23 protein-coding genes are annotated in these 25,863 nt (G+C 71.7%); 7 read left to right on the plus strand and 16 right to left on the minus strand.

The genetic code is table 11. From position 1 onward, the window contains the following. Window positions 1–127: 127 nt before the first annotated feature. Window positions 128–1,240 (plus strand): GNAT family N-acetyltransferase, encoded by a 1,113-nt coding sequence (locus HJC40_RS12290; RefSeq protein WP_250001016.1) that lies wholly within the window; start codon window positions 128–130, stop codon window positions 1,238–1,240. A gap of 21 nt (window positions 1,241–1,261) precedes the next feature. Here HJC40_RS12290 and hpf read toward each other — a convergent pair whose 3' ends face one another. The 12 genes from hpf to HJC40_RS12350 all read right to left on the minus strand — a co-directional run bounded on the left by hpf (window position 1,262) and on the right by HJC40_RS12350 (window position 14,879). After that, window positions 1,262–1,882 (minus strand): ribosome hibernation-promoting factor, HPF/YfiA family, encoded by a 621-nt coding sequence (gene hpf, locus HJC40_RS12295; protein ID WP_250001018.1) that lies wholly within the window; start codon window positions 1,880–1,882, stop codon window positions 1,262–1,264. Between the two features lie 244 nt (window positions 1,883–2,126). Continuing rightward, entirely contained in the window at window positions 2,127–2,960 is an 834-nt protein-coding gene (locus HJC40_RS12300; protein WP_250001019.1) for a ComF family protein, read from the minus strand. Between the two features lie 8 nt (window positions 2,961–2,968). Further along, window positions 2,969–4,783, minus strand: a complete 1,815-nt coding sequence (locus tag HJC40_RS12305) for an LpqB family beta-propeller domain-containing protein (RefSeq protein ID WP_250001020.1) — start codon at window positions 4,781–4,783, stop codon at window positions 2,969–2,971. Continuing rightward, the gene (gene mtrB, locus HJC40_RS12310) at window positions 4,783–6,423 is read right to left on the minus strand and encodes an MtrAB system histidine kinase MtrB (protein ID WP_250001558.1); all 1,641 of its coding nucleotides are present in this window, start codon (window positions 6,421–6,423) and stop codon (window positions 4,783–4,785) included. Before mtrB ends, HJC40_RS12305 begins: the two co-directional genes overlap by 1 nt. A gap of 77 nt (window positions 6,424–6,500) precedes the next feature. After that, on the minus strand, window positions 6,501–7,190 hold the full coding sequence (mtrA, locus tag HJC40_RS12315; RefSeq protein ID WP_250001021.1) for an MtrAB system response regulator MtrA: 690 nt from the start codon (window positions 7,188–7,190) through the stop codon (window positions 6,501–6,503). A gap of 152 nt (window positions 7,191–7,342) precedes the next feature. Continuing rightward, window positions 7,343–7,546, minus strand: a complete 204-nt coding sequence (locus HJC40_RS12320) for a DUF397 domain-containing protein (RefSeq protein WP_250001022.1) — start codon at window positions 7,544–7,546, stop codon at window positions 7,343–7,345. Window positions 7,547–7,587: 41 nt separating this feature from the next. Continuing rightward, complete coding sequence (locus HJC40_RS12325) at window positions 7,588–8,448, minus strand: helix-turn-helix transcriptional regulator (RefSeq protein WP_250001023.1); 861 nt, start codon at window positions 8,446–8,448, stop codon at window positions 7,588–7,590. Window positions 8,449–9,874: 1,426 nt separating this feature from the next. Further along, the gene (manA, locus tag HJC40_RS12330; protein ID WP_250001024.1) at window positions 9,875–11,032 is read right to left on the minus strand and encodes a mannose-6-phosphate isomerase, class I; all 1,158 of its coding nucleotides are present in this window, start codon (window positions 11,030–11,032) and stop codon (window positions 9,875–9,877) included. Between the two features lie 12 nt (window positions 11,033–11,044). Beyond that, window positions 11,045–12,010: a cation diffusion facilitator family transporter gene (locus HJC40_RS12335; RefSeq protein WP_250001025.1), complete on the minus strand. Its 966-nt coding sequence runs from the start codon at window positions 12,008–12,010 to the stop codon at window positions 11,045–11,047. Window positions 12,011–12,044: 34 nt separating this feature from the next. Next, a complete protein-coding gene (locus tag HJC40_RS12340) occupies window positions 12,045–13,268 on the minus strand; it encodes an SIS domain-containing protein (protein ID WP_250001027.1) in 1,224 nt (407 codons plus the stop codon). Continuing rightward, window positions 13,268–13,456 carry a Trm112 family protein gene (locus HJC40_RS12345; RefSeq protein WP_250001029.1) on the minus strand — a complete coding sequence of 63 codons (189 nt, stop codon included), beginning with the start codon at window positions 13,454–13,456 and terminating at the stop codon, window positions 13,268–13,270. Before HJC40_RS12345 ends, HJC40_RS12340 begins: the two co-directional genes overlap by 1 nt. A 43-nt stretch (window positions 13,457–13,499) precedes the next feature. After that, on the minus strand, window positions 13,500–14,879 hold the full coding sequence (locus HJC40_RS12350) for a phosphomannomutase/phosphoglucomutase (RefSeq protein ID WP_250001031.1): 1,380 nt from the start codon (window positions 14,877–14,879) through the stop codon (window positions 13,500–13,502). 178 nt (window positions 14,880–15,057) lie between these two features. Between HJC40_RS12350 and HJC40_RS12355 the strand changes: the two genes are divergently transcribed. The 4 genes from HJC40_RS12355 to HJC40_RS12370 all read left to right on the plus strand — a co-directional run bounded on the left by HJC40_RS12355 (window position 15,058) and on the right by HJC40_RS12370 (window position 19,486). After that, complete coding sequence (locus tag HJC40_RS12355; RefSeq protein WP_250001033.1) at window positions 15,058–16,356, plus strand: GAF domain-containing protein; 1,299 nt, start codon at window positions 15,058–15,060, stop codon at window positions 16,354–16,356. Between the two features lie 33 nt (window positions 16,357–16,389). Continuing rightward, a complete protein-coding gene (gene adh, locus HJC40_RS12360) occupies window positions 16,390–17,913 on the plus strand; it encodes an aldehyde dehydrogenase (protein ID WP_250001035.1) in 1,524 nt (507 codons plus the stop codon). A 3-nt stretch (window positions 17,914–17,916) separates the two neighbouring features. Then, window positions 17,917–18,288 (plus strand): DUF779 domain-containing protein, encoded by a 372-nt coding sequence (locus HJC40_RS12365; protein ID WP_250001037.1) that lies wholly within the window; start codon window positions 17,917–17,919, stop codon window positions 18,286–18,288. A 364-nt stretch (window positions 18,289–18,652) separates the two neighbouring features. Then, entirely contained in the window at window positions 18,653–19,486 is an 834-nt protein-coding gene (locus HJC40_RS12370; RefSeq protein ID WP_250001038.1) for a polysaccharide deacetylase family protein, read from the plus strand. A 3-nt stretch (window positions 19,487–19,489) separates the two neighbouring features. Here the strand turns inward: HJC40_RS12370 and HJC40_RS12375 are convergent, their stop codons facing one another. Beyond that, entirely contained in the window at window positions 19,490–19,858 is a 369-nt protein-coding gene (locus HJC40_RS12375; protein WP_250001039.1) for a DUF3499 domain-containing protein, read from the minus strand. A 207-nt stretch (window positions 19,859–20,065) separates the two neighbouring features. On the opposite strand from HJC40_RS12375, the gene HJC40_RS12380 reads away from it, so the two are divergent. Next, window positions 20,066–20,545: a metallopeptidase family protein gene (locus HJC40_RS12380; RefSeq protein ID WP_374271633.1), complete on the plus strand. Its 480-nt coding sequence runs from the start codon at window positions 20,066–20,068 to the stop codon at window positions 20,543–20,545. Window positions 20,546–20,587: 42 nt separating this feature from the next. On the opposite strand, the gene HJC40_RS12385 is transcribed toward HJC40_RS12380, so the two are convergent. The 3 genes from HJC40_RS12385 to HJC40_RS12395 all read right to left on the minus strand — a co-directional run bounded on the left by HJC40_RS12385 (window position 20,588) and on the right by HJC40_RS12395 (window position 24,729). Next, window positions 20,588–20,845 carry a WhiB family transcriptional regulator gene (locus HJC40_RS12385; protein ID WP_014688021.1) on the minus strand — a complete coding sequence of 86 codons (258 nt, stop codon included), beginning with the start codon at window positions 20,843–20,845 and terminating at the stop codon, window positions 20,588–20,590. Window positions 20,846–21,132: 287 nt separating this feature from the next. Then, a complete protein-coding gene (locus tag HJC40_RS12390) occupies window positions 21,133–23,643 on the minus strand; it encodes a bifunctional FO biosynthesis protein CofGH (RefSeq protein WP_250001041.1) in 2,511 nt (836 codons plus the stop codon). Window positions 23,644–23,733: 90 nt separating this feature from the next. Next, on the minus strand, window positions 23,734–24,729 hold the full coding sequence (locus HJC40_RS12395; RefSeq protein ID WP_250001043.1) for a hypothetical protein: 996 nt from the start codon (window positions 24,727–24,729) through the stop codon (window positions 23,734–23,736). 111 nt (window positions 24,730–24,840) lie between these two features. Between HJC40_RS12395 and cofD the strand changes: the two genes are divergently transcribed. Further along, window positions 24,841–25,797 (plus strand): 2-phospho-L-lactate transferase, encoded by a 957-nt coding sequence (gene cofD, locus HJC40_RS12400; protein ID WP_250001044.1) that lies wholly within the window; start codon window positions 24,841–24,843, stop codon window positions 25,795–25,797. Window positions 25,798–25,863 lie beyond the last annotated feature (66 nt).

A 25,863-nucleotide genomic window follows, 5' to 3' on the forward strand; every position in this document is an offset into this window, starting at 1 on the left:
AGGCATCCTTCGGGCGGAGCAGTTACCCGAGCCTCCGGTTAACCGCACAAACAGTGTGAAACTTCGCAACAAGTTCGCTCACAGCGGAGCCGTTCCGGCAGGATAGGCGGGACCGAGGAGAGAGGGCGTGACCATCGCGAAGATCAACGGCACCGGGGTACGCCTCCGGGCGTTTCGCGCCGACGACGCCGAGGCTCTCGCGGCCGGGCTCGACGATCCGCTCTCGCAACGCTTCCTGCCTCCGCTGCCGTCGCCGTTCACCGTAAGGCACGCCGAGCGGTACATCGCCGAGCAGGTGGTGGCCACCTCGGCCGACGGGGGTGCGCTCTACGCGATCGCCGGTCCGGAGACCGACGAGCTGCTCGGCGGCATCGGCTTCGACAAGGTCGTCCCGGCCCGCCGGCAGGCCGAGATCGGCTACTGGGTCGGCCCGTGGGCCCGCCGGCGCGGGGTGGCGACCGCCGCGCTGCGAGCCCTGAGCGCTCATGCCCTCGACCACGGGCTGGAACGCCTCGAGCTGCTCACCCACCTGGACAACCCGGTCAGCCAGCGGGTCGCCATGGCCGCCGGCTTCCAGCGCGAGGGCCGGCGCCGTGGCGTCCAGCCCGGCCGGGACGGCGCCCGCGACGACATGGTGATCTTCACCCGTCTGGCCGGCGACCCGGACGAGCTCCCGCCGAGGTTGCTGCCCGACCTGCCCGGCGGCGAGCTCTCCGACGGGGTGGTGCGCCTGCGGCCGCTGGGCCCGGACGACGAAGCCTTCCTCACCGAGCTGCTCGGCCTGCCCGAGGTGGTGGCGACGAGCGTGCCGCCGGTCGCGCCGACGGCCGAGCGGATCCGCCAGCGGTGCGCCTGGGCCGATACCCAGTGGCTGGGCGGCACCCGGGCCGATCTGGTGATCGAGGACGCGGCCACGGGCCGGCCGGCCGGCGACATCGGCCTGTTCTACGACGAGCCGATGATGCAGCAGGCCATGATCGGCTACAGCATGCTCCCGGCGTACCGCGGTCGGGGATTTCCCACGCGGGCCGCGCAGCTGCTGTCGTTGTGGGTGTTCGCCGAGACCGACGTGGTGCGGCTGATCGCCGGCGCCGCGCCGACCAACCTCGGCTCGCAGCGGGTGCTCGAGAAGGCCGGATTCCACCGGGAGGCGTACCTGCGCGCGCGGTTGCCCGGCCCGGACGGGGCCCGCACCGACGACGTGCAGTACGTCCTCCTGGCCGAGGACCTTCTGAACTGAAGGCCCTCGGCGATGGGGTGACTAGCCCGTGGTTCCGAGCGACAGGATGCCGTAGTCGTAGCCGCGCCGGCGGTACACGACGCTGGGACGCCCGCTGTCCTTGTCGAGGAACAGGTAGAAGTCGTGGCCGACGAGCTCCATCTGGAAGAGGGCGTCGTCGACGGTCATGGGGTCAGCGGGATGCTCTTTCTCCCGCACGATGCGCCACGGCAGGTCCTCGTCGTGTTCCGCGAGGGCGGTGGCGACCGATGAGCTCTCCTCGGCCGCCTGGGCCAGGCTGAGATCGGTCGGCAGACCGGCGGTGGCCGCTGCGACCGAGACGGGCGCGTGCCGCCCGCGGTGGACCCGGCGCCGGTCGGCGGATCGCCGCAGCCGGCCGTCGAGCTTGTTGATGGCGCAGTCCAGGGCTGCGTAGAAATCTTTGGCGCAAGCCTCGGCGCGGATGACCGGGCCTCTCGTCACGACCGTGATCTCGACTCGCTGACACGTGTCGGACTGGCGCGGATTGCGTTCGTGAAACAGCTCGACGTCGGCCCGGATCAGCTTCTGGTCGTAGCGTTCGACCTTGCTCAGCTTGTCGGCGACGTGTTCCCGATAGTGGTCGGGAACCTCTACGTTGCGGCCCTTGACGACAATGTCCACTCGTGACCTCCCCCAACGTTTCTGTCCTGCGGGCGCCCGAACGACGGGGTGCCGGGGGCGCCGAACTGCGACGCGGTTGGTTGCTCTCTGAAGCGGCGACGCCGTGGATGACGTGTCTGGTCAACTCACCGTGCGTAACCGGTAGCGAAGGAGACGACTCCTTTCCGGTGCGGCGGTTCGCGGACGCGCTGCGCCTGAACGTGGAGCGGGTTGAGGCAAAACTCATACCCTCGTCACAAAGACGCTAACGTGCGGATGCTTCCGCGTCACCCCTCGTTGGGGATACCGGATGCCCGAGGTTCACCTTTTGTGTGCCGTCAGGCGGGAAACCGGCGAAACCGGCCGCGGACGGTCTGCGCAATCGGGTGGCGGCCAGCACCGCAGCCCCATCGACCTGCATCTTTGCCTCCTCGAGCCGGCGCGTCACCGCCGCCAGCGTGGCCCCGGTGGTGACGATGTCGTCGACCACCACCAGCGTGCCTTTCCGGGCCGCGACGCGCCGCGGAATGCCGATTCGGGCACGCCGGATTCGCAGCGAATCCTCAGCTGCGGCCCGCCGATCGGCCACGCTCAGTGACGTAGAGTCGGGTCGAGGTAACGCTTCGAGCCGGCGGCTGATCCCCGCTTCCCAACCGGCCTCGCGCAGCCGCCGGGCGGCGTGCGTGGCCAGGCGCAGCATGTGATCACCGTGCCTCTCGCGGGCTGCCGCCGCTGTCGACGGCACCGGCACGAGGGTCACGGGCAGGCCGCGCGGGGCGAGGGCGGCCACCGCCGTGGCCAGCAGCCGGCCGAGCGGTTCGGCGAGCCGGTGCCGGCCCCTCTCCTTGTACGCCAGCAGGGCGCCGCGCAGAGCTCCCTCGTACGCTCCCACGGCCACACACGAGGGCAGGCCGGGCGGCATCGGGTCGGGCGCCGTACGGAAGCATCGCAAAGCTTCCAGCCGGGCCGCACAGAGCGCGCAGACGCCGTACCGCAGCGGCACCCGTTCGGCCTCGCAACCGGCGCACGGGGCCGGCAGCACGAGGTCGGCCAGATCACCCAGCAGACCGCCCCCGCGCGCCGGCCCCGGCATCGTCATCGACGGGCTCAGTCGAGGAAGAACGGCGCCGTCGGAACGGCATCGGACTGCGGGGGCACGGGCGGGCCGGCCAGGTGTCCCGGGGTGATCTCGTCGGGCGCGCTGAGCACGTCCCACGCCGCGTCACCGGCCACGTACGACTCCGACGAGGACCTCTCGGTGCCGTTCACCGGGTTCGACGGATAGGCCGCCAGGTAGGTCACCTGCTCGGCGCCGATGTCCTCCAGACGGACCGTGGACAGCGCGCCGTCGACCGTCACGTCGAGGACCGCGTACCGGCCGTCGCGGCGGGCGCCGGCCACCACCAGGTAGTCCTCACTGCTCCAGGCCACCGCGGTCACCGCCTTGAGGGTGGGCGGCAGCACCTCCTCGGGCAGGCCCAGCGTGATGCCGTCGCCGCTCGTGTTGAGCGCGGCCCGGTACAGCCGGCCGCCGCTGACCACGGCCACCCGGTGCCCGTCCGGCGCCACCGACAGCGCGCTGACCGGGCCGGGATCGCCCTGCCACTCGACCCGCTGGGCCCGCGCCCCGGTGGCGCCGAAGGTGTGGACGACGCCGTTCATGGTGATCAGGCCGATCGCCCGGGCGGGCTCGCCGCCGATGGGCACCTGGGCCCACACCGGCGTACCGAGCGCGCCGGACAGGCCGCCCACCTCCTTGAGGTCGGCCTGCTCGCCGACCGGGGCCTCGGCCACCCGCAGCCGGCGCTGATCGGCCGGACCGGTCACCACCGCGGCGTAGGCCCGGGTCGGGGAGGCGCTCATGGCGGCCGAGGCGATGTTCCTGTTCGCCGCCGGCTTGAGCACCGGCACCGCGTCGTCGGCGTGCGGCGAGTTCTTCAGCCGCCGGATGCCGCCGCCGAGGATGGCGAACCGTTCCGGTTCGTCGGCGAGGTGATACGCCGGGTTGCTGTCGAAGAACTCACCGTCGGTGACGCGCTCCGGCTCGTTGTGGCCGATCGAGATCGCCATCGTGCGGGGCACCGGTTGCATCGACCACTGCAGCTGCCGGCGCAACCGGTCGAGAGCGTTCGGGTCGGCGCCCTGCGGGACGGCCTTGTCGTTGAGCCTGATCTCGAGCGTGTCGTTGGTGATGGCCGGCACGTTGTCGGTGGCCTGGGTGCCGGTCGGCAGGCTGTTGACCGCGTCGGCGAGCCAGGGGGCCGGCGAGCCGGTGAGCCAGCCCAGGATCGTGGTCGGCTGCTGCACGGTGGGCACGCTGCGCGGCATGTACCGCAGATCGGGCACCAGAGACGTGTTCTCGTTGTTCCACCAGTAGATCGTGCGGCGCAGGTAGAACGAGGCGAGCGCCTCGTCGGTCATCAGCATCGCCTGCGGGGCGTCCAGGACGAACAGGCCGTCCTGGCCCGCGACCGAGCCGATGCGCAGCTTGTACCGCGTCGCGGACGAGGTCGTGTCGGCCGGTTGGAGCACGCCGTTGGCCCGCAGGGTGCCGACCACCTGCACGATGAACGTGATCTCGGCGTCGCCGGGTGAGTAGAGCGGACGTTCCGTCTCGCGGATGACCTTGATGTCGTTGCCGGTCGGGAAGCGCCCGGCCAGCCCCGGAGCCTGGAACGCCTTGACCCGGTCGAGAGCCGTCTCGGGGTCGCCGGCCGCCGCCTCGAGGTAGTTGTCGGCGAAGGCCTCCAGGTCGTCGGTGGCCTGGCGGGCGGCCTGCGGCGGTGGGGCGCCGTCGTCGTCGACCGACACGCCGCTCGACGGACCCTCGCCCAGGATCGTCACGTCGCTCTCGGCCGGGATGCCGCAGCCACCGGCCAGCAACGTGACCAGCACCGTCACGGCACAGAGGGCACGCTTCATCAGACCACCTCCGCCTTCATCTCCTCGGCTGCCGTCCCACTGGGGGCGGGCAGCGCGGGGACGCGGTCCCTCGGAATCAACGGCAGGGGCGCGGCGAGCAACCGGTCGCCCGACCGCACCGGCAGCGTGAGCCGGAACTGGGCCCCCTCGCCGGGCGCGCCCCAGGCCTCGAGCCAGCCGCCGTGCAGACGCGCGTCCTCGGCGCTGATCGACAGGCCCAGGCCTGTCCCGCCGGTCTGCCGCGCGCGGGACGGGTCGGCCCGCCAGAACCGGTTGAAGACCAGCCGTTCCTCGCCCGGCTTGAGACCGACGCCGTGGTCGCGGACGGTGATCGCCACGGCGGCCTCGTCGCTGGCCAGCGTGACCTGCACCGGCCTGGCCTCACCGTGCTCGACGGCGTTGCCGACCAGGTTGCGCAGCACCCGCTCGACCCGGCGCGGGTCGACCTCGGCGATCACCGGCGTGTCGGGCAGGTGCAGCTCGATCGCCACGCCGACCCGCTCGGCCAGCCCGGCCAGCCGGTCGGCGACCCGCTCCACGATCGGCACGAGGTCGGAGTGCTCGGCGTCGAGAGCGGCGAAGCCGGCGTCGAAGCGGCTGATCTCGAGCAGGTCGGTGAGCAGGCTCTCGAACCTGTCCAGCTCGGCCTGCAGGAGCTCGGCGCTGCGGGCCACGGCCGGGTCGAACTCGTCCCGCTCGGCGAAGATCAGATCGGCCGCCATGCGGACGGTGGTCAGCGGTGTCCGCAGCTCGTGCGAGACGTCCGAGGTGAACCGGCGCTGCAACCGGGACAGTTCCTCCAGCCGGACGATCTGGCGCTGCAGGTTGGCCGCCATCTGGTTGAACGAGGCGGCCAGCAGGGCCAGGTCGTCCTCGCCGTCGACCTTCATCCGCTGGTCGAGCAGGCCGGCGCTGAGCCGCTGAGCCGTGCGCGCGGCCACCCGCACCGGGGTCACGACGAGCCGGGTCACCAGGCCGGCGATGACGCCCAGCATGATGACCAGGGCCAGGCCGGTGGCCAGCACCGTCGTACGGATCTGGTTGGCCGCGCTGTCCTCGGTGGTCAGCGGGACCAGGTAGTAGAGCTCGACGTGGCCGAAGCTCGTCGGCACGGGTGAGCCGGTGACCAGATATTTCGTCGTGCGCCCGTCGAGGTGGGCGGTCACGATCTGGTTGGCGACCTTGCGGCCGTCGGAGACCCGGCGTACGAGGTCGGCCGAGATCAGGTCGGCGGTGTCGACGTTCGGCGAGGTGATCGACGGCAGCTCCGGATATTGCCCGGCGCGCATCGAGACCACCGAGCCGCCCGACTCGGCCGGGTCGCCGTCGGCGAGCTGACCGACGATCGTGGTGAACGTGGTCGGCAGCCGCGGGTCGCGGGCCTGCGGGTGGACGGTGAGCTGCTGTTCCGCGTACGAGACCTTGTTGCGCATGGAGACCTGGACCTCGTCCTGCGCGCGGCTGAGCAGGATCTTGGCGCTGCGGTCGGCGATGAACCAGCCGAACGCGCCGACCAGCAGGCTGGACGCGACGAGGGTCAGCGTGACGACGCGGAGCTGCAGGGAACGCCGCCAGGCCCGGCGCGCCGGCGACGACCACACCTCGAACCGGCGGACGAGAACACGCCAGTATCGCCGCACCACCCGCAGGACGCGGCGGACCGGAAGCGGAAGCCAGGCCGGAGCACGCACGCGGCAAGGTTAGCCGCTTGAGGCTCCTATCCGGTGCCGGCCTTGTAACCGACCCCCCGCACGGTCAGGATGATCTCCGGCCGCTCGGGATCGGGCTCGATCTTGGCGCGCAGCCGCTGCACGTGGACGTTGACCAACCGGGTGTCGGCCGCGTGCCGGTAACCCCACACCTGCTCGAGCAGAACCTCGCGGGTGAAGACCTGACGCGGCTTGCGGGCCAGCGCGACCAGCAGGTCGAACTCGAGCGGCGTGAGCTTGACCTCCTCGCCGTCCCGGGCGACCGTGTGGGCCGGCACGTCGATGGTGATCTGGTTGCCGGGCGGGCCGATGGTCAGCATCTCGGGAGCCGCGTCCTCGCCCCGGCGCAGCCGCGCCCGCATGCGGGCCACCAGCTCCTTGGGCTTGAACGGCTTGACCACATAGTCGTCGGCGCCCGACTCGAGGCCGAGCACCACATCGACGGTGTCGCTCTTGGCGGTCAGCATGACGATCGGGATGCCGGACTCGGCCCGGATCGCCCGCGCCACGTCGATGCCGCTCATGCCCGGCAGCATCAGGTCGAGCAGCACGATGTCGGGCCGGTTCTCCCGGAAGGCGGCCAGAGCGCGTTCACCGTCGGCGACGAAGGAGGGCAGGAATCCCTCACTGCGCAGAACGATGCCGAGCATCTCGGCCAGCGCTGGATCGTCATCGACGACGAGTACCCGGGCTCTCATGCGGTCCAATATTGCACTGTCCTCCCGAACCCCACCCACCCCGGGGGCGATCTTGCGTAAAAACCAAGCGTCAGCTTAGGGGACCGCGGGCAGGCGACGACAGAACAGGCCGGACAAAAAGGGCGACCCCGGATGGGGCCGCCCTCCGCTGGTCAGGCGCCGGGGCGGTCGAACTCTCCGGCCCGCACACCGGCGATGAAGCCGGTCCAGTCCGTGTCGCCGAAGGCGAGCACCGGACCCGAGACGTCCTTCGAGTCGCGCACCAGCACGGCCGACGGAACGTTCGCGACCTCGACGCAGTGGCCTGCGGCTCCGCTTCGAGTGCTCTTACGCCAGGAGAGAGTGGCGTCCTGCATCGTGGGTCCCCTTCCAAGGAGTGTTGCGCCTCCATTGGAACTCACGATGCCGCCAACGCGCGGAGCGCTTCCTCCCTCTGAGCGATAGCCGTTCGGCTCATCTCTGCCGACATCGAGCGTTCTCGCAGGTCAGACAGGGCATCTCGATAGACGTCGACATCGGCGGGCTTCACCCGGAAGAGACCTCCGGTCAGGCCCTCGCTGTGCACGACCGGGGCCCGCGTGCCCGGCCCGAACTCGAGAACCATGAACGGCTCGGTCATGCCGGCGTGCGCGCCGGCGCTGAACGGGAGCACCAGAAGCTCGACGCCCGGGCGCTCGCTGGCCTCGACCAGCCGCGCCAGCTGCCGGCGCAGCACCTCGGGCCCACCGACCTCACGGTGCAGCACCGCCTCGTCGAGCACGATGCGCAGCACCGGGGGCGGGTCGCGGGTGAGAACGGCCTGCCGGGCCATCCGCAGGGCGAGCCGGCGCTGGATCGTCTCGGCCGCGCCGACGTCGGCGCCCACCTCGATCACGGCCCGGGCGTACTCGTCGGTCTGCAGCAGACCGGGGACGACCTGCGGCTCCCACTCGCTGATGAGCACCGCCTCGGCCTCGAGGGCGACGTACTCGTCGTACGGGTCGGGGACCGAGGAGCGGTAGGGCGCCCACCAGGCCCGGGCGCGGCCGTGGCGGGCCAGGTCGCGCAGGCGGTCGCGGTCCTCCACCCGTACGCCGTAGGTCGTCAGAAGGCGGTCGAGGTCGGCCTCGGTGATGCCGGTGTGAGCGGTCTCGATGCGGCTCAGCTTGGACTCCGACCAGCCCAGGGCGGACGCCACGTCGGCCGCCCGGCGGTCGCCACGAAGACGGCGCAGCTCGTTCCCGAGCTCGCGCCGTGCCGTCGACGTCGCCCTTGCCACGGGAACACCATAACGTTTCACCGGTCGCTCACTGCAACTTGCAACCCACTCTGTGCACTTGCACGCAGGTCAGAGGTCATGCCGTAATGGAGGAGGACCACGGGATCGGGGTGGCGGCAAACACCACCGGCCCGGAAAACGGGTCCCGTCCGCCGACGCGGACGGGACCCGGTCAAAACCTGTGCCGGCGGTGTGGGTCGAGCGCTCTCGACGCCGGCGGGACGCTCGGGTCGGTTGGCTGCACCGGGCTCATCACCGTGGCTTCTCGTCCCGCGTGGGATGTGGACCAATTCGAAGAATCTTGCAACCGGGGCGGGACGCTCGGCGCGGCTCGCTGCGCCGGACCCATCGCGGTGGCTTCTCGTCCCGCGTGGGGCGTGGACCGAGTCGGAGGATCTCGGAACCGGCGGGAGCTCGGCGCGGTTCGCGGCACCGGCGGATGCTCGGCGCGGTTCGCGGCGCCGCCGCAGCACGGCGATGGCGACTTCTCGGCCCGCGCCGGCCTGTGCCCATGTGCACATAGCGAACGGGACGGCAGGCCTGGACCCGCCGCCCCGTTCATCCCCCCGGTTTGGTACCGCGCGCGTCCGTGGGACCCCCCGATCACCAATGACGCTGCGTGTTTATAGATTCACACTCCGCACAGTCCGTGTCAAGCTGATCCGGAAATTTCCTATTTTCCTGACCCTGTAGGGCAACTCTGCGTGCAAGAAGGTTGTGCCACAGCGCTACCAAGCAGCAGCAGCTACGACCGGGGCGCGGCGGGAGCGGCGCGGTGCGGCGCGGCGCGGCGGGAGCGGCGCGGGACAGCGCAGCGCGGTGCGGGACGGCGCAGCGCGGTGCGGCGCGAGACGGGACGGCGCGGTGCTGCGCGGACGGTGCTGCTCGGCGGGAGGCTGTGCAGCAGGTGCGGCGGGATGAAGCGGAGCGCAGTGCAACGGGATGTGGCGGTGCTCGGCGCGGCGAGATGTGGCGGTGCAGGAGCGGCGGTGCGGCGGGTGCAGCGGGGCCGGCGCAGTGGGGTGCGGTGGGAGGCGGCGGGAGGCGGTGCGGTGTGGCGCCTGGGCCGTGCGACGGCGCCGTCAGGCAGGTGCAAGGGCTAGTGGGAGGAGCCAGGCAACTGCGGCCAGGTGGCCATGTGCCGGTGCGGCCACACAGCGATACCGCCAGGCAGGTGAGCGGCCCGAGCGGGTGCGTCCAGACGGCGGCGTGCCGGTGCGGTCGCACACGAGCGCGGCCCTGCAGGAGTGCGGCTCTGCAGGAGTGCGGCTCTGGTAGGAGTGGCCCTGCAGGAGTGCAGCCCTGCAGGGGCGCCGGGGGCGGTGTGGCAGTGCCGCTGCGGCCAGGCGGCGGCGCGGTGGTCGAGGACGGCGACTGTGGCAAGACGCGGGTGATCCTGCGGCGCCGCTAATCGGTGGGAGCTGGGTCAGGCCGGGACGGCGGCCACGAAGACCTGGCCGGTGCCGGCGACCTTGATGGCGCCGGCGTCCGCGGGTGCGTAGGCGGCCGCGCCCGGGGTGAGCTCCACCGGCGTGCCGTCGACGCTTTCGCCGACGAAGACGTCGCCGGCTGTGGCCAGGATGATGCGGGGGCCGGTGGCGGGCACCTCCGCCGGGGGGCGGGTGCCGTCCAGTTCGACGCGGAAGAGCTCGAAATCGGGGACCGGCACCGACCACGTCGAGACGCCGGGGGCCACCTCCGCGCTGGGCAGGATCGGGTCGTCCAGCACCTCGAAGCGCAGCACGCGGAGCAGCTCGTCGACGTCGACGCGCTTGGGGGTCAGACCGCCGCGCAGGACGTTGTCGCTCGCGGCCATCAGTTCGACGCCGGCGCCGCGCAGGTAGGCGTGCAGGTTGCCGGCCGGCATCCAGATCGCCTCGCCGGGGGCCAGGCGCACGTGGTTGAGCAGCAGGGCCACCAGCACGCCGGGGTCGCCGGGGTAGTGGGCGGCCAGGTCGGCCACCAACCCCTTGGCCGGGGCCGCGGCGACGACCGCGGAGACCAGCGCGTCGCGGTCGGCGGTGGGCCAGGTCAGCAGGGTGTGCACGGCGGTGCGCAGGTCTCCCCCGCGCAGGGCCTCGACGACCGGCGCCAGCGCCGCCACCCCGAAGGCCTCGATCTCGTCGGCCGCGGCGGCGGGCGCGCGAAAGCCGCACAGCGCCTCGAACGGCGTGACGGCCACCAGCATCTCGGGCTTGTGGTTGGCGTCGGTGTAGTTCTTCGGCAGGCCCGGATCGGCCTCCTGACGGGCGTACGCCTGCTTCGCGTACTCGAGGTCGGGGTGGGCCTGCAACGACAACGGGCTTTCGGCGGCCAGCAGCTTGAGCAGGAACGGCAGCCTCGGCCCGAACTCGCCGGCGACCGCCTCGCCCAGCTGGCCCTTGGGGTCGTCGGCGATGAGCGCCTCGAGGCTGACCGGCCCGTCCGGCCCGGCGACCGTGGCCGGGTCGCCCGGGTGGGCGCCCAGCCACAACTCGGCCTCGGGCTGGTCGGTGGGCGCCGGCCGCCCCTGGAGCTCGGCCAGGATGGTGCGGGAACCCCAGGCGTACGGACGGACGGTGCCGGTCAGCGAGAAGACGCTCATGATCTGCAGAATTTACCCGTGTTCGGCCGTCGACGACGGCGTAGCCGCCACCGCCGCGGCGTCGGCCGGGCGGTAGATGTCCGGCTCGATGTAGATGACCCGGGCGATCGGCACCGCCTCGCGGATGCGCGACTCGGCCTCGTCGATGTGCCGGGCCAGCTCGTCGGCCCGCTCCGCGCCCGGTACGGCGATCTTGACCGCCACCAGCAGCTCGTCCGGGCCCAGGTGCAGCGTCTTCATGTGGATGATCCGCTCGACGCCCTCGCCGGCCAGCACGGCCTGCTCGATCCGGCGGGCCGCCTCGGGGTTCGCGCCCTCGCCCAGCAGCAGGCTCTTGGTCTCGATGGCCAGGATCGCCGCGATGCACACCAGCAGCAGGCCGATGGCCGCCGTGCCGATGCCGTCCCAGACGCCGTTCCCGGTGATCAGGGTCAGCACCACGCCGAAGAACGCGAAGATCAGGCCGAGCAGCGCGCCGCTGTCCTCGAGCAGCACCACCGGCAGCTCGGGCGCCTTGGCCCGCCGGACGAAGTCGACCCAGGACGTGTTGCCCCGGGTGCGGTTGGACTCCTTGATCGCCGTACGGAACGAGTAGCTCTCGAGGCCGATGGCGACCACGAGGACGAGCACCGGGACCCACTGCCAGCTCTCGATCGGGTGCGGCTCGCGGATCTTGTGCCAGGCCTCGTAGAGCGCGAAGAGGCCACCGAGGCTGAACAGCACGATCGAGACGATGAACGCGTAGATGTAGCGCTCGCGCCCGTAGCCGAACGGGTGCTCGGGGGTGGCCTGCCTCTTCGCTCTCTTGCCGCCGACCAGCAGCAACAGCTGATTGCCGGAGTCGGCCACCGAGTGGATGGCCTCGGCCAGCATCGAGGACGACTGGGTGAGCAGCCACGCCACGAACTTGGTGGCAGCGATGCCCAGGTTCGCGGCCAGCGCCGCGATGATCGCCTTGGTACCGCCTTCAGCACTCATGTAACCGCTCCACAGGGATGTCCGACCAGGTCGGCTACTGCATTCCCTCGGGCAGCGGGTTTGAAAGCTCCTTCATCTCGCTGATCGCGGGCACCGCCATCGGGTCGAGCCCGTGGGCTAGAGCCAGGTAGAGCGAGGCGAAGTCGGGCACCGAGGTGAGCGAGGCCAGCCGTTCCAGGGCGGAGCCGCCCTCGGCGGTGAGCACGTCGCAGCGCACTCCCCGACGCTCGGCCAGCGTCTGCACGGCGTCGGCCCGGCGCTCCTCGACGGCGACCGGCTCGTCCGCGTCCTCCTCGGGGTTGAGCCCGCCGTCGCGGAACAGCACGAGGCGCAGCCGGGTCGAGTCGGACTGCTCCTCGTCGGGGTCGGCGAAGATGTCGCGGGACGTCTCGGCGAGCCCGCCGAACACGCCGTCGAGCAGGCCGACGCGACCGCGACCGGCCTCCCCGAGCGCGCCGGCCATCACCGGGTAGCGCGCGTTGGCGGCCAGCGTCTCGGCGAAGCGGCGGGCGGCCACGGTGGCCAGCGGCGACGAGCCCCAGACGATCGGGATCGAACCGGCCAGCCCGAGCGCCAGCGCCTTGGCCGGGTTGACGAAGGAGTCGGCTCCGGGACGGCAGCGCTCGGCGTCGGCGTCGAGCCGGGTCGCGGTCTCGGCCAGGTCGGCCTCGTTGACCTTGACCAGGCCGATCGCCCGGGCGGCGAGCAGCACCGGCACGGCCAGGCCCCAGAGGCTGGCCCGGGCCGGGGCGCGACGCGGCACCGCGAAGAACGGCGCGCGGGCGCGGGCGGCCAGCGCCTCGAGCTCGGAGTCGGGGTTGCCCACGGCGACCAGGCGGGCGCCCCGGCGGGCGGCCGCCTCGGCCGCGGCCAGGGCCTCGGGGCTGCGACCGGAGGCCGAGACGGCGATGACCACGTCGGCCGCGCCGACCCAGCCGGGCACCCCGGCGCTGCGGTGACCGATGATCGGCACCGGGCAGCGCGGGCCGGCCACGGTCGACAGGATGCTGCCGGTGAGGCCGGCCGTGCCGATGCCGGCGACGACGACCGCGCGCGGGCGGCCCTCGTCGGCCAGCACGCTCAGGTCGGTCTCGGCGGCCAGCGCGGCGGCCTCGCGGACCTGGGCCCCGGCCGACGCCGTGGCCCGCAGCATGCCGCCCGGGTCGTTGGCCAGCATCGATTTCTCGTCGTCGAGAAGCGACTCGTCGACGTGCCGGTGACCGTGGACGCCGGCGCGACCCTCGAGCGGGCCCGCCATCAGGCCACCCCGCCCTGGCCGGGGAGGCGGGCCTCGTCGAGCAGCAGCACCGGGATGTCGTCGCGGACCTCGAAGATGCGCCCGCACTCGGTGCAGGTCAGCGTCTGGGCCTCGGCGTCGTGGGTCAGCGGCGCGTGATGCGTGTCCGGACAGGCCAGGATGTCCAACAACTGCGGATCGAGGGCCACCGAACGGCTCCTTCTGCTACAGCGACAGGTGAGTTTCCTGATCCTAGCTGCGGACGATGGCGAGCACCTCGTCGCGCAGGGACGCCATGCGGTCGGGCTTGGCCGCTTCGACGTTGAGCCGCAGCAAGGGCTCGGTGTTGGACGCCCGCAGGTTGAACCAGGCGCCGTCGGACAGGGTCACGGTCAGGCCGTCGAGCTCGTCGAAGGTCGCGCCCGCGAAGTGCGCCCGCACCTCGGCCGTCCGGGCCGCGGCGTCGGCGACCGTCGAGTTGATCTCGCCGGAGGCGCTGTAGCGCTCGTACTCGGCGGCGAACTCGGACAGCGGCCGCTCCTGGCCGCCCAGCGCGGCGAGGACGTGCATCGCGGCCAGCATGCCGGTGTCGGCGAACCAGAAGTCGCGGAAGTAGTAGTGGGCCGAGTGCTCGCCGCCGAAGACCGCGTTCGTCCGGGCCATCTCGGCCTTGATGAACGAGTGGCCGACCCGGCTGCGCACCGGCGTGCCGCCCGCCTCGGTGATGATCTCGGGCACGGCGAGCGAGGTGATCAGGTTGTGGATCACGGTGCTGCCGGGGAACTTGGCCAGCTCGCGCCTGGCCACCAGGGCGGTGACGGCCGAGGGCGAGACCGGGTCGCCCTTCTCGTCGATGATGAAGCAGCGGTCGGCGTCGCCGTCGAACGCGACGCCGATGTCGGCGCCCTGCTCGCGGATCGCGTTCTGCAGGTCGACCAGGTTGGCCGGGTCGAGCGGGTTGGCCTCGTGGTTGGGGAACGAGCCGTCCAGTTCGAAGTAGAGCGGCACGATCTCGAGCGGCAGGGCCGGGAGCACCTGGTCGCCGAGCACGGCCGGGACGGTGAAACCACCCATGCCGTTGCCGGCGTCCACGATGACCTTGAGCGGCCGGATGCCGGAGAGGTCGACCAGCGAGCGCAGGTGGGCCGCGTACGCCTCCAGCAGGTCGCGCGTCTGCACCCGCGACGGGCCGTCAGCCTCGGCGTTCAGGTCGTCGAGCAGGGCCTGGGCGCGTTGCCGCACGATCGCCAGGCCGCTGTCCTGACCGACCGGCCGCGCGCCGGCGCGGCACAGCTTGATGCCGTTGTACTGCGCGGGGTTGTGGCTGGCGGTGAACATGGCGCCGGGCAGGCCCAGCGAGCCCGAGGCGTAGTACAGCCCGTCGGTGGAGGCCAGGCCGATGTTCGTGACGGCGGCGCCGGCCGCGTTGGCGCCCCGCGCGAACGCGGCGGCCAGCCCCGGGCCCGACTCGCGCATGTCGTGCGCGATGACGATCTCGTCGGCGTTGTCGCCCGACTCCCGCAGCATTTCCACGAACGCGGTGCCGAGCGCCCTCGCGACCGCCTCGTCGAACTGGTCCGGCACGATGCCCCGGACGTCGTACGCCTTGACGATCTTGGACAGATCAGACACTGCTCCCCCTTGACCCCACTCCCGATGACCCGCCGAGAGTAGCGGAGGCCGGTGGACGGGAAGGTGGCAACGAAGCAGCGTCACTGTTACGTGGTCCGATCGCGATCGGCATCGCCCGACGATCAGAGCTTGTCGAGGACCGTGATGCGGGTCACGATGGGGGTCTGGAGGTGTCTCCGTGCCCAACCCGTGGCTCGCCCTCGACGCCGGCGCCGATCCCGTCGAGCGAATGCGGCAGGTGGGCCGCGCCCACGAACGATTCGTGGCGGGCGCCCGGCCCGCCGACGCCGGGGCCGACGGCCCGGCGATGCGGCCGGTGGTCGCCGAGTCCTGGCGGCGCTCGGCCGTCGCACTGCCCGGGCCCGACGCCACCGCGCCGATCGAGCTGAGCGACGACGACCTGGAGTCCTACCGCGCGGCCCATCCCCTGTCCCGGGTCCTGCCGATCTTCCGCGACCTGCTCGGCGGCCTGGCCGAGGACGGCGAGCACCTGATGGCCGTCTGCGACGCGTACGGGCGTCTGCTCTGGGTCGAGGGAACGTCCAAGGTGCTGCGCGGGGCCGAGCAGATGAACTTCGTGCCCGGCGCCCGCTGGGACGAGGCGCACGCCGGCACCAACGCCCCGGGCACGGCCCTGGCCGTCGACCACCCCCTGCAGATCTTCGCGACCGAGCACTTCAGCCGCAACGCCCAGCGCTGGACGTGCGCCGCGGCGCCGATCCACGACCCGGGCACCGGCCGGCTGCTCGGCGCGATCGACGTGACCGGCGGCGATCACCTGGCCAACCCGCACAGCCTCGCGCTGGTCCGGGCGACCGCGCTCGCCGCCGAGGCCTACCTGCGCGGCCAGCTCGGCTCGGCTGCGACCGCGGACTCGGTGGCCGCGCTGGGCCGCAACGAGGCGCTGCTGACCTTCGCGGGCCGGCAGTGGCGCCTGGGTCGCCGGCACTCCGAGCTGCTGGTGCTGCTGCTGGCCCACCCCGAGGGCAGCACGGGCGACGAGCTGGGCTTCGGCCTCTACGGCGACGACCCCAGCCCGGTGACCGTCCGGGCCGAGCTGTCCCGGCTGCGCCGGACGCTGGGTCCCGAGCTGATGGAGTCGCGGCCCTACCGGTTGCGGGCCGAGGTCGAGGCCGATTTCCGTACGGTCGTCCGGCTGCTCGAGCACGGCCGGGTGGCCGAGGCCCTGCAGGCGTACGCGGGCCCGCTGTTGCCCGGCTCGGACGCGCCGGGCGTGGTGCGGCTGCGGCGGCTCGTCGACGACCGGTTGCGTTCGGCGCTGCTGGCCGCCCGCGACCGTACGGTGCTGCAGACGTGGGTGCATTCGCCCTGGGGCGCCGACGACCTGGAGACCTGGGAGGCGTACGCCCGGCTGCTGCCCGCCACGGCGCCGGCCCGCCCGATGACGCTGGCCCGGATCCGCGACCTGCGGGCCGAGTACGGTCTTGCAACGTCGTTGCAACGTGCCCGTAACTAAGGTCGGCCGCACCCCAGAGGTACGGAGGCTGGCATGACCGTATATTCCGCGCCCGGATCCGACGGCGCGATCGTCAACTACGAATCCCGGTACGACCACTTCATCGGCGGCGAATACGTGCCGCCCGCGAAGGGCCAGTACTTCGCCAACCCCAGCCCGGTGACCGGTCAGGACTTCTGCGAGGTGGCCCGGGGCACCGCCGACGACGTCGAGAAGGCCCTGGACGCCGCGCACGGCGCCGCGGACGCGTGGGGCCGCACCTCCACGGCCGAGCGGGCGAACATCCTCAACAAGATCGCCGACCGGATGGAGCAGAACCTCGAGAAGCTGGCCGTCGCCGAATGCTGGGAGAACGGCAAGCCGGTGCGCGAGACGCTGGCCGCCGACATCCCGCTGGCGATCGACCACTTCCGCTACTTCGCCGGCGCCATCCGCGCTCAGGAGGGCACCGCGGGCGAGATCGACGACGACACGGTCGCCTACCACTTCCACGAGCCGCTCGGCGTCGTCGCCCAGATCATCCCGTGGAACTTCCCGATCCTGATGGCGGTCTGGAAGCTCGCTCCCGCGCTGGCCGCCGGCAACGCGGTCGTGCTCAAGCCGGCCGAGCAGACGCCGGCGTCCATCCACTACCTGATGTCGCTGATCGCGGACCTGATCCCGCCGGGCGTCGTCAACATCGTCAACGGGTTCGGCGTCGAGGCCGGCAAGCCGCTCGCCTCGTCCAACCGGGTGGCCAAGGTCGCGTTCACCGGTGAGACCACGACCGGCCGGCTGATCATGCAGTACGCCTCGGAGAACCTGATCCCGGTCACGCTGGAGCTGGGCGGCAAGAGCCCGAACATCTTCTTCGACGACGTGGCCCGGGCCGACGACGACTTCTACGACAAGTCGCTCGAGGGCTTCTCGATGTTCGCGCTCAACCAGGGCGAGGTCTGCACCTGCCCGTCGCGCGCGCTCATCCAGCAGGGCATCTACACCGACTTCCTCGCCGCCGGCGTCAAGCGGGTCGAGGGCCTCAAGCAGGGCAACCCGCTCGACACCGACACCCAGGTGGGCGCGCAGGCCTCCAACGACCAGCTCGAGAAGATCTTGTCTTACCTGGACATCGGCCGGCAGGAGGGTGCCAAGGTGCTCACCGGCGGCGCGCGGGCCGATCTGGGCGGCAACCTGTCCGGCGGGTACTACGTGCAGCCGACGATCTTCGAGGGCAACAACGCCATGCGGATCTTCCAGGAGGAGATCTTCGGACCGGTCGTGTCGGTGACCTCGTTCGCCGACTACGCGGACGCCATCAAGATCGCGAACGACACCCTCTACGGCCTCGGCGCCGGCGTGTGGACCCGGGACATCAACACCGCGTACCGGGCCGGCCGCGCGATCAAGGCGGGCCGGGTCTGGACCAACTCGTACCACCTCTACCCGGCGCACGCCGCCTTCGGTGGCTACAAGCAGTCCGGCATCGGCCGCGAGAACCACAAGATGATGCTCGACCACTACCAGCAGACCAAGAACCTCCTGGTGTCCTACAGCCCCAAGGCGATGGGCTTCTTCTAGGCCATGGCCACCAGAGTCGACGTGACCCCCGCCGCTGCCGCCATGATGCGGCAGCTGCGGGGCCAGCACGGCCCGCTGATGTTCCACCAGTCCGGCGGCTGCTGCGACGGCAGTTCGCCGATGTGCTTCCCGGAGGGCGAGTTCCGCACCGGCCAGTCCGACGTCCTGCTCGAGTCCCTGAAGGTCGACGGGGTGGACGAGCCGATCACGTTCTGGATGTCGGCCTCGCAGTTCGAGCTGTGGCGGCACACCCACCTGACGGTGGACGTGGTCCCCGGACGTGGTTCCGGCTTCTCGCTGGAGGCGCCGGAAGGCGTACGATTCCTCATCCGTTCGCGCCTGCTCACCGAACAGGAGCTGGCCGAACTCTCCTGATCGCCAGGATTGCCGGGCGTTTGGACCCGGCCACAAACTGATCCGTGCACCGCCGTCGTCCCGTATCACCAACGGGGTGGCGGCGGTTCGCCGTCAGACCGACGCGCCGAGCGCGAACAGTGCCGACGCGACCGTGCCGACCACGAGGACCAGAGTGCGAGACCAGTTCCTACGCTTGCTGACCGATCTCTGCCGGCGCATCCTCCGCGCCGCGGCAGCACTCGACCGGAGAGCACTGGCCCTGGCCCGGATGGCCGCTCGACGGGCCGGCTTCTCCCCCGACCGTGCCGCCTCCCGTGCGGAACCGGCGCTGCGCGCTGTCCGGACGGCAAGGTCGGTGGCCGGACGGTCGAGGGGGGAACTTGTGCGGTTGTCGAGGGCCAAGAAGGCGGTTCTGCTGGGCGTGGTGCTGCTGGCCATCGGCCTGACCGGGCGTGCGTCCGCGCAGTCGGCGGCGGACAGCACCGGCACCCTGACCGCGGCGACCGCGTCCTCGTCGAGCGGGGCCAAGCCCAAGCCCGCGACATCCCGGCCGGCCGCCGGGCACAAACGCCAGCCCTCCGCCCGCGCGGTCGGCAACTCTCGGTACGGCGGCCCGGCGGGCAGCCACGTGCTGACCGGCACCAAGGGTGTCGCGCTGACCTTCGACGACGGGCCCGACCCGTACGAGACCCCGAAGCTCCTGCGCCTGCTGGCCAAGCACCACGTGAAGGCGACCTTCTGCCTGGTCGGTTCGCAGGTGAAGCGGCACCCCGCCATCGTGCGCCAGATCGTCGCGCAGGGGCACACGCTCTGCAACCACACCTGGAACCACAGCCTGAAGCTGGGCCAGGACCCGGCCGCCGGGATCCGCGCCGACCTGTCCCGCACCAACGCGGCCATCCGCCGGGCCGCCCCCGGCGCAAAGATCAAGTATTTCCGGGCGCCCGGCGGGAACTTCACGCCCCGGCTGGTGGCCCAGGCCAAGCAGCTGGGGATGACCTCGATCTACTGGAAGGTCGACCCGCGCGACTGGAGCCACCACCAGGGTGAGACCAGCGCGGCGCACCAGGCCAAGGTGGTCGACCGGATCGAGAAACACTGCCGGCCGGGAGCGATCGTGCTGTCGCACGACTATGGCCAGCCCGACACCATCGCGGCGTACCGCACGCTGCTGCCGTGGCTCAAGAAGCACTACACCCTGGTCGCGCTGCCCTGACGGTCAGTGCGACGGCGGGATGACCCGCAGGTGACCCCGGCGGCCCGTCTGGTGGCCCGGGAGGCGCTCCTCGTCGTCGGCGCGCGGGGGCGGCGCCGGCGGGCGGGCGGCCTCGCGGACGGCGTCGGCCAGAGCGACCAGGTCGTCGGTGGTCGGCGGCGGCGGGGCGAAGTCGCCGTCGTGCCGGACGAGCTCCCAGCCTCGCGGGGCGGTGAGGCTGCGGGCGTGCGGCTCACACAGGTCGTACGTGTGGGGTTCGGCGAAGGCAGCCAAGGGGCCGACGACCGCTGTGGAGTCGCTGTAGACGTAGGTCAGCGTGGCGACAGCCTGTCGGGGACAGCCGTTCCGGGAGCAACGCCGTGGTGACCTCACGGCGGCACGTTATCGCCCCGGCGGCCCGCGTGGGCGCCGAAACCCCGCGACACGCCGACCCACGATGCATCACGATTCGGTCATGACCGACCGACACGCGGCACCCGATGGGACGAATTACCGTCGTATCGACCCGAAGGGGCGAATCAACACGGCGGAAACAGGTCAGACTCCGTGTCACACCGTCGGAGGACTAGAGTTGCTTCAGTGACCACCAGTCCTGAACGCCGCCGCAGCGAGCCGTCCCGGGCGGCGCGCAAGGCCGGCCCGGGGCATCCGGCCCGTCGCGACCGGCACGGCCGCGGCCTGCGCGGCCGGCTCGTCCCGGCCACCGTGCCCCTGGCCCGCACCAAGGCCGAGATCTTCGACGACCTCGTGCTCGACACGGTCGAGGGCCTGGAGCGTCGCTACGCGAAGGAACTGGCCGGCGTCGAGTTCGCCGTCGAGGATGTGCCGCCCGACCTCAACGTCTACGACTCCGACGTGCTCGAGGACGGCGAGGTGCCGCTGGCCCGTCTTCTCCCGGGCCGCCCCGGCCGGCAGGAGCTCCCCCCGCGGATCGTGCTCTACCGCCGGCCGCTGGAATTCCGGGCGATGGACCGCGAAGACCTCGCCGACCTCGTCCACGATGTGATCATCGAGCAGGTAGCCAACCTGCTCGGGGTGGATCCTGACGAACTGTCCTGACTACCCGGGCCTGATCAAGCGCTCAGCCTGACCAAGCAATGATCAAGCAACGCGTCGCTTCAGCTTGCGACGCTCGCGCTCGGACAGTCCACCCCAGATACCGAAACGCTCGTCGTGACCCAGTGCGTATTCCAGGCACTCGGCCTTGACCTCGCACCGACCGCAGATCCTCTTCGCCTCCCGGGTGGACCCACCCTTTTCCGGAAAGAAGGCTTCCGGATCGGTCTGCGAACACAGCGCCCGTTCCTGCCACTCGGGCGCGTCCCCGAGCAGGTCGACCCCTTCAACCTGCGCTTCCATCGGCGTGCCTCCCAATTTCCGCGCCGGCATCACTGCCGGCACTGACCCCCCACGCACGCAGCGTGTTTTTTGCGAGCAGGAGTCACATTTGTGCGCGCTCCAACTCACAACCCCACTCGAAATTACACGCGTGTAAGACGTGCGTCGTCAAGCCGAACCTGATAAATAGGCCCGTTTCCCCGGCGCGCCTCAGCCACGACAGGGTCCCGTTCCTGCCCTATCTCTCCGAAGCCCCGGTAGGTAACGCGGTCCCGTTCACTCGCGTCCAATTTAACCCGTTTTGTGACCTACCGTCGACCGTAGGTCGTGGTCCGCTCCACTGCCGGGCGACCTGCCGCCGCCGCGAGTTCCTTGAGCTCAGCCACCGTACGAGCCGATCCGTGCTCGGAACCCGCCATCCGGGAGATCGTTTCCTCCATCAGAGTGCCCCCAAGATCGTTGCAGCCCCCGTCGAGCATCACCCGGGTACCCTCATCGCCCAATTTCACCCAGGAGCACTGGATGTTGTCGATGCGGCCGTGCAACAGAACCCGCGCCATCGCGTGGACGACCCTGTTCTCCCGCCAACTGGGACCGGCCTTGGCCAGGCCGGCCAGATAGATCGGCGCATTGGTGTGAATGAACGGCAAGCCCACGAACTCGGTGAAACCGCCGGTCTGATCCTGGATGCCGGCCAGCACCCGGAAGTGGCCGAGCCACTGCCTCGGGTGGTCGACATGCCCGTACATCATGGTCGAACTCGACCGGATGCCGAGCTGGTGCGCGTTGGTCACCACGTCGACCCAGGCGCTGGTGGGCAGCTTGCCCTTGGTGAGAACCCACCGCACCTCGTCGTCGAGGATCTCGGCCGCGGTACCCGGGATCGTGCCCAGGCCGGCCTCCTTGAGCTCGGCCAGCCACTCGCGCACGGGGACGCCGGCCTTCGCCGCCGCGGTGACGATCTCCATCGGGGAGTACGCGTGGACGTGCATGCCGGGGACGCGCTGCTTGACCGCGCGGACCAGGTCGGCGTACGCGGTCACGGGCATCTTGGGATCGATGCCGCCCTGCATGCACACCTCGGAGGCGCCGTCCTGCCAGGCCTGCTCGGCCCGGTCGGCCACCTGCTCGACCGAGAGCCGATAGGCGTCCGCGTCCTTCTCCCGCTGGGCGAACGCGCAGAACCGGCAGCCCACATAGCAGACGTTGGTGAAGTTGATGTTCCGGTTGACCACGTACGTGATGTCGTCGCCGTTGACCTGCCGGCGCAGGTCGTCGGCGATCCCGGCCAGCTCGTCGAGGGCCTGGCCGTCCGCGTTGAACAGCGCCATCGCGGCGTCCTCGTGCTCGGGCAGCAGCAGCTTGGCTGGCTCGGTCGACGCGAGCTTGAGGCCGGCGAGCACCTCGGACTCGATCCGCCGCGGCGCCTCGGTGGTGATGTGGGCGGCCACCTCGTCCCAGTCGCCGTAGACGTCGTCGAAGTCGGACCGCCGGTCGGCCGTGCGGCCCTCGCTGTCGATCGTCGCGAAGAGATCGGTGCGACCCGAGGCGTACGCGTCGTCGGGCTCCTGCCAGGGCCGGCCCACGACCTCGGCGTCCTCGCGGGCCAGACCGTCCTCGCCGGACAACGCGGCCACGTGCGCCGTCACGCGCGGGTCGAGCCAGCCCTCGCCGCCGCGGCGCACGTACTCCGGATAGATGGTCAGCCGCTCGCGCAGCTCGAAGCCCGCCTCGGCCGACCTGGCCCGCAGCTGGTCGATCTGCGGCCACGGGCGCTCGGGGTTGACGTGGTCGGGGGTCACCGGCGACACGCCGCCCCAGTCGTCGATGCCGGCCCGCAGCAGCAGCGAGAACTCGGCGTCGATGAGGTTGGGCGGGGCCTGCAGGCGGCCGCGCGGGCCCATGATGATGCGGCCCACGGCCACGGTGGCGGCCAGCTCGCGCAGCTCGGCGTCGGGCATGCCGCGCATCGCCGTGTCCGGCTTGGCCCGGAAGTTCTGAATGATGATCTCTTGGATGTGGCCGTACTCGCGGGCGGCGCGGCGCATCGCGAACAGCGCGTCGACCCGCTCGGCCGGGGTCTCGCCGATGCCGATCAGGATGCCGGTGGTGAACGGGACGCCCACCCGGCCGGCGTCGTCGAGCACGCGGAGGCGTACGGCCGGGTCCTTGTCGGGGGAACCGTAGTGCGGGCCGCCGGGCTCGGACCACAGCCGGGTCGCCGTGGTCTCGAGCATCATGCCCATGCTGGGCGCGACCGGCTTGAGACGCTGCAGCTCGGCCCAGCTCAGCACGCCCGGGTTGAGGTGGGGCAGCAGGCCGGTCTCCTCGAGCACGGCGATGGCGCAGGCGCGCACATAGTCGAGGGTCGAGTCGTAGCCGCGCTCGTCGAGCCACTGCCGGGCCGCGGGCCAACGATCCTCGGGCCGGTCGCCCAGCGTGAACAGGGCCTCCTTGCAGCCCTGGGCGGCACCCTGGCGGGCGATCTCGAGAACCTCGTCGCGCTCGAGGAACGCGGCCGGCAGCCGGTGCGGCACCGTGGCGAACGTGCAGTAGTGGCACCGGTCGCGGCACAGCCGGGTCAGCGGGATGAAGACCTTGCGGGAGTAGGTGACCACACCCGGGCGCCCGGCCTCACGCAGGCCCGCGTCGCGGACGGCGCCGGCGATCGAGAGCAGCTCGTCGAACTGCTCACCGGTCGCGGCCAGCAGGGCGGTCGCCTCGTCGGCGTCCACCGCCTTGCCGTCGGCTGCTCGGCGCAGGGCGCGCCGGATGCTCGCTTCGGTGGGCTGGGGGTCGACCGTGTTGACCTCTGTCACCCCAGCAGCCTAGGCCGGATTGTCGAGCCTTGCCTCGGCCGAGACCGGGCGCGCTCCGTGGTCTATCCCACTGCGCGCGCCCGGGCCAGGTCATCGGCGTGGTGAGTCGTCCCCGGCCGGGCCGAAGCCCGGACGGTCGTCGGGGATCCGCTCGGTGCGCTCGTCGCCGGCCGGCTCGGCCCTGGGCACGACCTGGGTCGGCTCCGCGAAGGTGGGCGGCGCGGGCGGGGCCGGCGGGGCCGAGGCCGGGTGCGCCGGCGGGGCGGACGCGGGGACCGGCATGGCGGGCTGGCCCCAGGCCGGCTGCTGCTGCGGGTTTCCCTGAGGCGGCTGGCCATAGGGCTGGCCGTAGGGCTGGCCCTGCGGAGGCTGGCCCTGCGGCTGACCGTGCGGGGGCTGGCCCTGCGGCTGGCCCTGCGGCGGGCCGAACTGCTGCGGTCCCGGCGGCGGGTAGGCGCCCGGGCCGTAACCCGGCTGGCCCGGGCCCGGCTGGCCATAGCCCGGCTGCCCCTGCGCCGGCTGGCCGTAGCCCGGCTGACCCGGGTAGGCGCCCGGCTGGCCGTACGCCGACTGGCCGTAGACACCCGGCTGCGGCTTGGGCTTGGCCACGTGGAACAGGCCCTGCCAGAGCCGGAACACCGCGTACGCGGCCACGGCGAAGACGGCGAGCCAGGCCACCCGCACGAGGAGCTCCTCGAACGCGAGCCGCGCGCCGTTGTTGCTCGCGTGGTTGATCAGGCCGATCAGCAGGCCGAAGAGCACGCCGAAGAACGCCATGACGGCGTACTCGACCAGGGCGACCAGCGTGATGAGCCGGGCCTTGGGGTGCCGCGGCTGCACGAGCAGCGCCAGCAGCACGGCGGCCAGCGGCATGAACACCGTCGACGTGTTGATGAAGCCGTAGAAGCTGTCCTGGGTGCGGTAACCGAACTGGTCGTCACCGTCCGGGATCAGCCGGATGACGGCCACGAAGAGCAACAGCGCGGGGGCGCCGACGAGAGCGTAGGCCGCGAGGTCGCGCAGCGGGCGGAGGAACTGGCCGGCCGATCTGCCCTCGCCCGGCGCGGGCTGCGGTTGGCTGGTCACGGGATTCTCCCTGACGAAGTTAGGTGAGGTCGGCTTAGGGTAGTCCGGCTTCGCATCCGGCACTGATACCCGGCGGCGAGTTCCGTCATACCCGTGCGGAAGGATGTGGGCATGCGGATCGTGGTCCTCTCCGGCGGCATCGGCGGCGCGAAATTCCTCGTCGGCGTGCGCGCTCAGGCCCGTGCGCTCGGCGCCGACGTGACCGCCGTGGTCAATGTCGGTGACGACGTGCGCATGCACGGCCTGCAGATCTGCCCCGACCTCGACAGCGTGATGTACACGCTGGGCGGCGCTCACGACCCGGCCCGCGGGTGGGGCCGGGTGGGCGAGACCTGGGTGGTCAAGGAGGAGCTCGCCGCCTACGGCGCCGAGCCGTCCTGGTTCGGCCTGGGCGACAAGGACACGGCCACCCATCTCGTACGCACCCGGATGCTCGCCGCGGGCTATCCGCTCTCGGCGGTCACGGCGGCTCTCTGCGCGCGGTGGCAGCCGGGCATCACGATGCTCCCGGCCACCGACGACCGGCTCGAGACCCACGTGGTGGTCGACGTCGAGGGCGAGCGCAAGGCCATCCACTTCCAGGAGTGGTGGGTGCGCTACCGCGGCGACCTGCCCACCCATCGTTTCGTCTTCGTCGGCGCCGACGCGGCCAAACCGGCCCCCGGCGTGCTCGAGGCGATCGCGGCGGCCGACGTCGTGCTGGTCGCGCCCAGCAACCCGGTCGTGAGCATCGCCCCGATCCTGGCCGTGACCGGCCTGCGCGACGCGGTGGCCAACGGCCCGGCCCCGGTGGTCGGCGTCTCGCCGATCATCGGCGACTCCCCCATCCGCGGCATGGCCGACAAATGCCTGGCCACCATCGACGTCGCGGTCACCGCGGCCGGGGTGGGCGCGCTCTACGGCCCGCGCACCGACGGCGGCATCCTCGACGGCTGGCTGGTCGACTCGTCGGACGCCGGCACCGCCGTCCCCGGGGTCACCACCCGGGCCGTCCCGCTGTGGATGTCCTCCGAGGAGGCGACCGCCCAGATGGTCAAGGACGCCCTGTCGCTGGCCGGCGTCGCCTGACCAACGGCCCGCCGGCGTCTCGACGAGGACCCGGTGTCGCGGTTCGCGCGACTGACCGGCAAGCTG

This window comes from Actinoplanes sp. M2I2, from assembly GCF_023544445.1.
Classification (GTDB): Bacteria; Actinomycetota; Actinomycetes; order Mycobacteriales; family Micromonosporaceae; genus Actinoplanes.